Source organism: Caballeronia sp. (assembly GCF_049581465.1).
Taxonomy (GTDB): domain Bacteria; phylum Pseudomonadota; class Gammaproteobacteria; order Burkholderiales; family Burkholderiaceae; genus Caballeronia.
This window is the reverse complement of sequence record NZ_JBAUSA010001151.1, coordinates 1-5,552: the sequence shown is the minus strand read 5'-3', so window position 1 is coordinate 5,552 and position 5,552 is coordinate 1. Positions and strand designations below refer to the sequence as shown.

6 protein-coding genes and 1 pseudogene are annotated in these 5,552 nt (G+C 59.3%); 4 read left to right on the top strand and 3 right to left on the bottom strand.

Annotated elements, in window-relative coordinates; translation table 11 throughout:
• Together WCA53_RS28165 and WCA53_RS28160 are read right to left on the bottom strand one after the other, a co-directional pair.
• A pseudogene (locus tag WCA53_RS28165) lies at nt 1-343 on the bottom strand (mechanosensitive ion channel protein MscS); the annotation flags it as partial.
• A 147-nt stretch (nt 344-490) separates the two neighbouring features.
• Nucleotides 491-979 (bottom strand): hypothetical protein, encoded by a 489-nt coding sequence (locus WCA53_RS28160; RefSeq protein WP_423918679.1) that lies wholly within the window; start codon nt 977-979, stop codon nt 491-493.
• A gap of 297 nt (nt 980-1,276) precedes the next feature.
• Between WCA53_RS28160 and WCA53_RS28155 the strand changes: the two genes are divergently transcribed.
• Both WCA53_RS28155 and WCA53_RS28150 read left to right on the top strand, forming a co-directional pair.
• Nucleotides 1,277-1,585 carry a hypothetical protein gene (locus WCA53_RS28155; protein WP_423918674.1) on the top strand — a complete coding sequence of 103 codons (309 nt, stop codon included), beginning with the start codon at nt 1,277-1,279 and terminating at the stop codon, nt 1,583-1,585.
• Nucleotides 1,586-1,592: 7 nt separating this feature from the next.
• Complete coding sequence (locus WCA53_RS28150) at nt 1,593-2,324, top strand: LuxR family transcriptional regulator (protein WP_423918670.1); 732 nt, start codon at nt 1,593-1,595, stop codon at nt 2,322-2,324.
• Between the two features lie 25 nt (nt 2,325-2,349).
• Here the strand turns inward: WCA53_RS28150 and WCA53_RS28145 are convergent, their stop codons facing one another.
• The gene (locus WCA53_RS28145) at nt 2,350-3,018 is read right to left on the bottom strand and encodes an acyl-homoserine-lactone synthase (protein WP_423918667.1); all 669 of its coding nucleotides are present in this window, start codon (nt 3,016-3,018) and stop codon (nt 2,350-2,352) included.
• Nucleotides 3,019-3,224: 206 nt separating this feature from the next.
• Between WCA53_RS28145 and WCA53_RS28140 the strand changes: the two genes are divergently transcribed.
• Nucleotides 3,225-3,578, top strand: a complete 354-nt coding sequence (locus WCA53_RS28140) for a hypothetical protein (RefSeq protein ID WP_423918664.1) — start codon at nt 3,225-3,227, stop codon at nt 3,576-3,578.
• Nucleotides 3,579-4,293: 715 nt separating this feature from the next.
• Complete coding sequence (locus WCA53_RS28135) at nt 4,294-5,124, top strand: IclR family transcriptional regulator (protein ID WP_423918661.1); 831 nt, start codon at nt 4,294-4,296, stop codon at nt 5,122-5,124.
• The last annotated feature ends 428 nt before the right edge of the window (nt 5,125-5,552 follow it).

Sequence of the window (5,552 nt, the reverse complement as noted above, 5' to 3'; positions counted from 1 at the left end):
CTCCAGCCTGCGCGGATGTGGATGTGTCAGCTTCCCGCTTGGCGTCGCGAAGCTTTTTCAGTTGCGCGACCAGCGCCGCACGTTGCCGGTCGCTGTCGAGCGTGGCGATGACCGTGTCGAGCGAGCGGGTCAGGTCCGCATCGCTGGCGGGAGCGGTCGTATCGGCCGGCGCCGATGCCGATACCGACGCCGACGCGTCTGGTTTATTGATCAGCTCTTGAAAAGACGGAAGCTCGAGCGCTGGAGCGGCATTCGCGCTGGCGCAAAAAACTGCAAGGACAGCACACAGCAACGTGGCCAGTCCCGGCGCGCCAACGAGCGCCCAAATACGGCATGGCTTCATGGCGTTTCGCAAAATTGAATGGAACGCCAGTTTACCCGCTGCAACGCGTCTTTCCTCAGACAAAACTGGTAGCGCTGCGTCGCTGGTTGCCTACAAACCATCTATAAACGCGCCGTCTCCGCCCGGGAGGCCCGGTAAAACCAGAAACTATTTGTCCATATCCGTCCGGGCATTGCCGGGATCCGGCGCCGTGGTCGCGGAGCTTCCCGATGTGCTGTCCGATGTGCTTCCGGCTGTAGTCCCCGACGACAACGCGCTCGACGCAGACCACTCCTGAAGCTTGCGTCCCGCGGTCTGCAATCCAGCCCCGGTGTCGCTAGCAGCATTGACGATGGCCGCGTTGGTCGCGCTGGCCGCACCTGTCAGGTTCGCCCGCGCCGATGCCGCCACCTCGCTCGCCGAAATAGCGGGCGGCGTTTGCGCCGATTGCAGGTTCTGCTCAGCCGACTGTTTCACTGAATCGACTTGTTGGCCGACGTAGCTCGCCGCCTCATCGACCTTTTGGCCTGCCTGACTGGCAACGTTGTTCATCGCGCCGGCGGCCTCTCCCGCAGCGGCGTCATGCTTTTCGCACCCCGCGAGAAATCCCAATACGGTCATTGCAGCGGCCAGTCTTTTGATCCATTTCTTTTGCATCGTCATCATCCTGAACTGCGTGCGCTTCTAGGCGCCCGCACGTTGTTGCGTTCTCCAGTTCGATGTTTCACCGGATGACCAATGATAACCGTCCGAAGTCGTTGCTCTCCATTGACGGATTGGATGCTGGCCGTTCGATCAGGTTTCAGTTGACCCAAGACAAGGCCGATGTCGACTTTTCCCCCGACAACCCATGGAACGATCAGGTTCCGTGCCGCTTTAAGAACCTTCCGATTCATTTCATCGAAGCATATTTTTATAGTGCTGTCCTCCCAAATCCGTTATTGAAGCGCTGTCATGATTCTGATGAACCTGTTGGTTGCCCTCGTCGCCGGCCTGATCTTGTTCGAACCGTTCACGCGCACGCCCATTTCGCGCTCCGTACGCTTCGCCGACCATCGCAGCCGCGCCATGCGCGCATTTTTGCAGGCAGCCGTCGCGCTTCTCGCAGCAATGATGATTGCGACGAGCAATCCCGCGCCGCAGCAGGTTTCCCCCATGGTCGTGTTTGGCAGCGCGGCCGTGTTGGGCATTGCCGGAATCTATTGGGCGATGCGAGGCAGGCGTTTGTTGAAGCCGGGAAAAATGTTCGCCACGCATCGCTAACAAGAACTTGAAAGCCACCTTCGATACCGCAGCCATCCTGACGGCCGCCTCGGCCATTCGGCAGACCGAGTCGAAGGATGCCGTGTTCGATGCGCTGGCCAACCTGACTTTGCGGCAGGGTTTTGACGGTTTCCTCTACGGTGCGCGCTTCGCGCTCGGCTGCACCCGTCACACCGAGTTCATCATGTCCAACTACAACGCCACCTGGCGGCGCGACTACGATAGCGCCGGTTTCGCGTTGATCGACCCGACCGTGGGGCACGCGGTGTCGTCGGTAGCGCCGATGGTGTGGTCGGACGGCATGTACGTGTCGCAAGCACAGCGGGATTTCGCCGAGGAAGCGAGAGCGTATGGCCTGCGCGCCGGCGCCACGTTGCCCGTGCAAACGCGCGAAGGCGACGTTGCGATGCTCAGCTTCAGCGTGACGAGCAATGGCCCGGACGCGCGCCGGTTTTTGGACGAAAGCCTGCTATGGGGCACTTTCATCGCCGCTACAGTGCATGAAACCATGCGCAAGTTGCTGAAGCCGACGTTGGCAGCACCCGTGCGGCTCACGCGCCGCGAAATCGAAACAGTCAAATGGATTGCCGCGGGCAAGACTGACTGGGAGATGAGCCAACTGATGGGCATCACCGAGCACGGTGTCGTCCATCACGTGCGCAACATCATGCGAAAATACGATGTCGCCAGCCGCTTCCAGGCAGTTGCGAAAGCCGCAGCAAGCGGCTTTGCGTTCTAGAGCGCGGAGCCCTTCTGCGTTCTGCTCAATCTTTCCCCGGCGGAACACTTGGCCCGCCCGCCGGAAGCGTCCGCTCTGCTTCGGCGAGCTCATCGGCCAGGCGTCGTTTCTCGGCTGCGGTGCACAGGGCGAGTTCGGTGCTGGAGTCGGTATCGAAGGCAAGGGCAACGGTTCGTTCCACGCCAATATCCATTACAGGGCCGAGCCGGCTCGGCTTGAGTCCGATCTGACGCAACAAGCGTTCGATCGCGACCGTTGTCACGGTCACAAACACTTCGACACCTTGCGAGCGCGCGTATATCACGGCGTCGCGCATCATCACGATCGGCACGGTCGACAACCCGAAGCCACCGGGGTGCACGGCATTGCTCGTGTCGACGGCAAAGCGGCTCAGCTCCCAAATGCGCTCGTCTTCCGGCGCCGGCCTGCCCGCAAGAAGTTCGGGGAACGTGTCGCGGAGCATGTTCGGACCCGTGGTCGGCAACATGCGCCAACAGCCGACCACCGCGCTGCCCTCCTTGGCGAGCACGTAGAGTGGCTCGAGCGCGTCAAAGCTATCGTGTTCCCGGCCATCAGTACTGCTCACGTCCCACCCAAGGCGCTCGCGAAACATCCGGAAGCGCAATCGAAACATCTTGTCGCGATCAAGTCTGGACATCAAGATACTGCCGCCTTTTACGATCGTCACGATCATGGTCATGCTCCTCTTGTGGCCTGAAATGAGGGCATTTCATCGAAGCGCGAGCGCCGCGGGTACTACAGAAGGCTGCAGTAGGCTTTCGCCGGACATGAGCGAACAATGGCGCGAGCAGTGCACAACCGATCGCGACCAGGAACGACCATGACAGCAGACGAACCGTTGGCGGTGTCTCTTCGCGAACTCATGCAAACGAGACTGAGATGACAATCGGACACGGCCGCGGGGGACATCAATTCCAGCAGGCGACGGTATGGATCGAAGGGCCGGGCGTGAGCGTCCGGCTATATGCGGAAGGCGTTTTTAATTCACTCGATGCTTTCGAGATAGCGGGCGCGGGCTGGGAACCCGCTACGGGCGCTATCCGGCTTTGCGTCGCCGTGCAACGCCAGGAAACCACGTGGCACGGCGTTGGACGCGTGAGCACGCAGAGCAGCCACTATCAGTTCGCGGCCGTCATGACGCTTGCAATGTCAGGTCCGCATGCGTGCCTTTCCGGGCCAGGCACCCTGCGCAAGACCGGAGAGACGGTCCGCTTGAGGATCGAAGCGTGTTGAATCGCGACACAATGCGTTTCGATTGATGCGCGAAATCCGATCGATTGCGTTGGAAACTACGCTTTCCTGTAGTTATTATCAGGTAGGAATTTGCTTAAAGTGACGTGGAGAAGTAACGCAGGAACCTGAGAGACTTCAGTTCACCGCCGGCAATCCTATATAAGCGCGCGGGAACGAAGCAGGAAACAAAAAGAGAACGACGCTCGCGCTTTATTGGAACGGCGTTGCCAAGTCAGAACCAGGAATATCGTGCTCGGGCCGCTACGGATTTTGAGCGGCGCCGTTTATGTGTAGGATGGCCGGGCGCCCGTCGGCCTCGCCGCTGACATGTGCGGCCTTTACCGTGACTCACCGTTGGGCGCAAAAAAAAAGGCGCTACGTTGCCGTAGCGCCTTAAAAGTTCTAGCCATTCCGAGGGCCGTGCTAGAACCTGAGAGCTGGTGATCGAACGTAGTCAAACGTGGATGAACCCACTTTTCATTACTTTCGAAATCGGGTTCCATTTTTTACGTTAAGCGAACTCTAGTCAAGCGAAATTTCGAACATCGCGCGACGATCGAAAAATGTTACTGAAACGGGAACTATCGCGATTTGTCCATAAAATGTCCTAATCGCAGGCTTTCGAATAGTAAGTTAACCGATGACACGCACGGAACCGACCCGCATCGGGAATGGGCAGGCTTTGCGTCTCAACGAAACCAAGTTCCGAAAAATAATGCAAAGCACTGAGAGTCAGCCTGTAAGCCGGGACAAAGAAAAGGCGCGTGACGGAGAGGAAGTCGTGGCCCTCTCTCGCGGTCTCGACGTGTTGAGACGCATCGCCGCAGCAAATGCGCCGGTCAGCAACCGCGAACTTGCGGAATGGACCGGCATTCCAAAACCGACCGTGTCGAGGCTGACGGCCACGCTTGTCAGTGCCAACCTACTGTTCCAGTTACCTGACAGTGAGCGATTCGTGTTGACCGCGTCGGTGCTGGAGTTGAGCAACGGGTTCCTGCGCAACTTCGACATTCGGGCGCGAGCGCGGCCATTTCTCATCGACCTTGCTGACAAGACAACGTTGAGCGTACATCTGGCTGTGCGCGATCGGCTGGAAATGGTGGTCATCGATGCGATCCGGCCTCGTTCCGCTGTACTCGTCTCGCGGCTCGAAGTCGGGGCGAGAATGGACATGGGACGCACCGCGGTCGGCCGAGCTTATCTCGCGGTCCTCGGCGAGAATGATCGGCGCACGGTGCTGCAGAGCCTGCAGACGGCTTCCGGCGACGACTGGCCAAGCGTCAATGAAGGCCTTCAGCCCAGCCTGGACGACGCGCTGCGCGTCGGCTTCGCCATTTCGACCGGTGAGTGGCACAAGGGCTTGAACGCGGTAGCCGCGGGCTTTGTCGGTCCGTCCGGGCAGCGTTATGCGGTAAATTGCGGCGGCGCCGAGTATCAGGCCCCGCACGAGGCATTGCTGGACAAAGTCGCGCCCGCGTTACTCGAGTGCGTGGCAAAAATCACACACGAGATCGGTGGGACGTCTAGTACATGGCAGAAGGAATAAAACGGGCGGCGGTTGCTCGTAGCGAGTCAATATAGGGACGACGGGCAGCTTTTGGCCGCCTCCATTCCAGCGCCCTATATACTTCCGGGCCGTTTCCCCTCCCCCCCGCGATGGTGTAACGCTCGTAATCAATCGAAAGAAACATGGCTGGACTGGAATGAACCCCGGGACGTAGCATCATGCTTCGCGCGTTCGGCCACGTTTACAAAGCTTGCAACAGTGCTCAGGATCTTGCGACGTACATTCGTTGTTGTGATCGCAATCCTTCGAGGCGTCATACGGCGCCCAGGCATCGCAAGACGTCGCCCGAACCACCCAACCCGCATACCGCAGCGCCCAGCGCCTCAAGACAGCCACCGACTCACCGAGCCACTGAAACGATGGACGAACAAAAAAATCACGTAGCGCCGCCTCAATCAGTCACACGT

Bases quoted from the DNA above. Each gene is read 5' to 3' on its own strand.
- WCA53_RS28160 (WP_423918679.1), bottom strand. From the start codon at position 979: ATGCAAAAGAAATGGATCAAAAGACTGGCCGCTGCAATGACCGTATTG.
- WCA53_RS28155 (WP_423918674.1), top strand. From the start codon at position 1,277: ATGATTCTGATGAACCTGTTGGTTGCCCTCGTCGCCGGCCTGATCTTG.
- WCA53_RS28145 (WP_423918667.1), bottom strand. From the start codon at position 3,018: ATGATCGTGACGATCGTAAAAGGCGGCAGTATCTTGATGTCCAGACTT.
- WCA53_RS28140 (WP_423918664.1), top strand. From the start codon at position 3,225: ATGACAATCGGACACGGCCGCGGGGGACATCAATTCCAGCAGGCGACG.
- WCA53_RS28135 (WP_423918661.1), top strand. From the start codon at position 4,294: ATGCAAAGCACTGAGAGTCAGCCTGTAAGCCGGGACAAAGAAAAGGCG.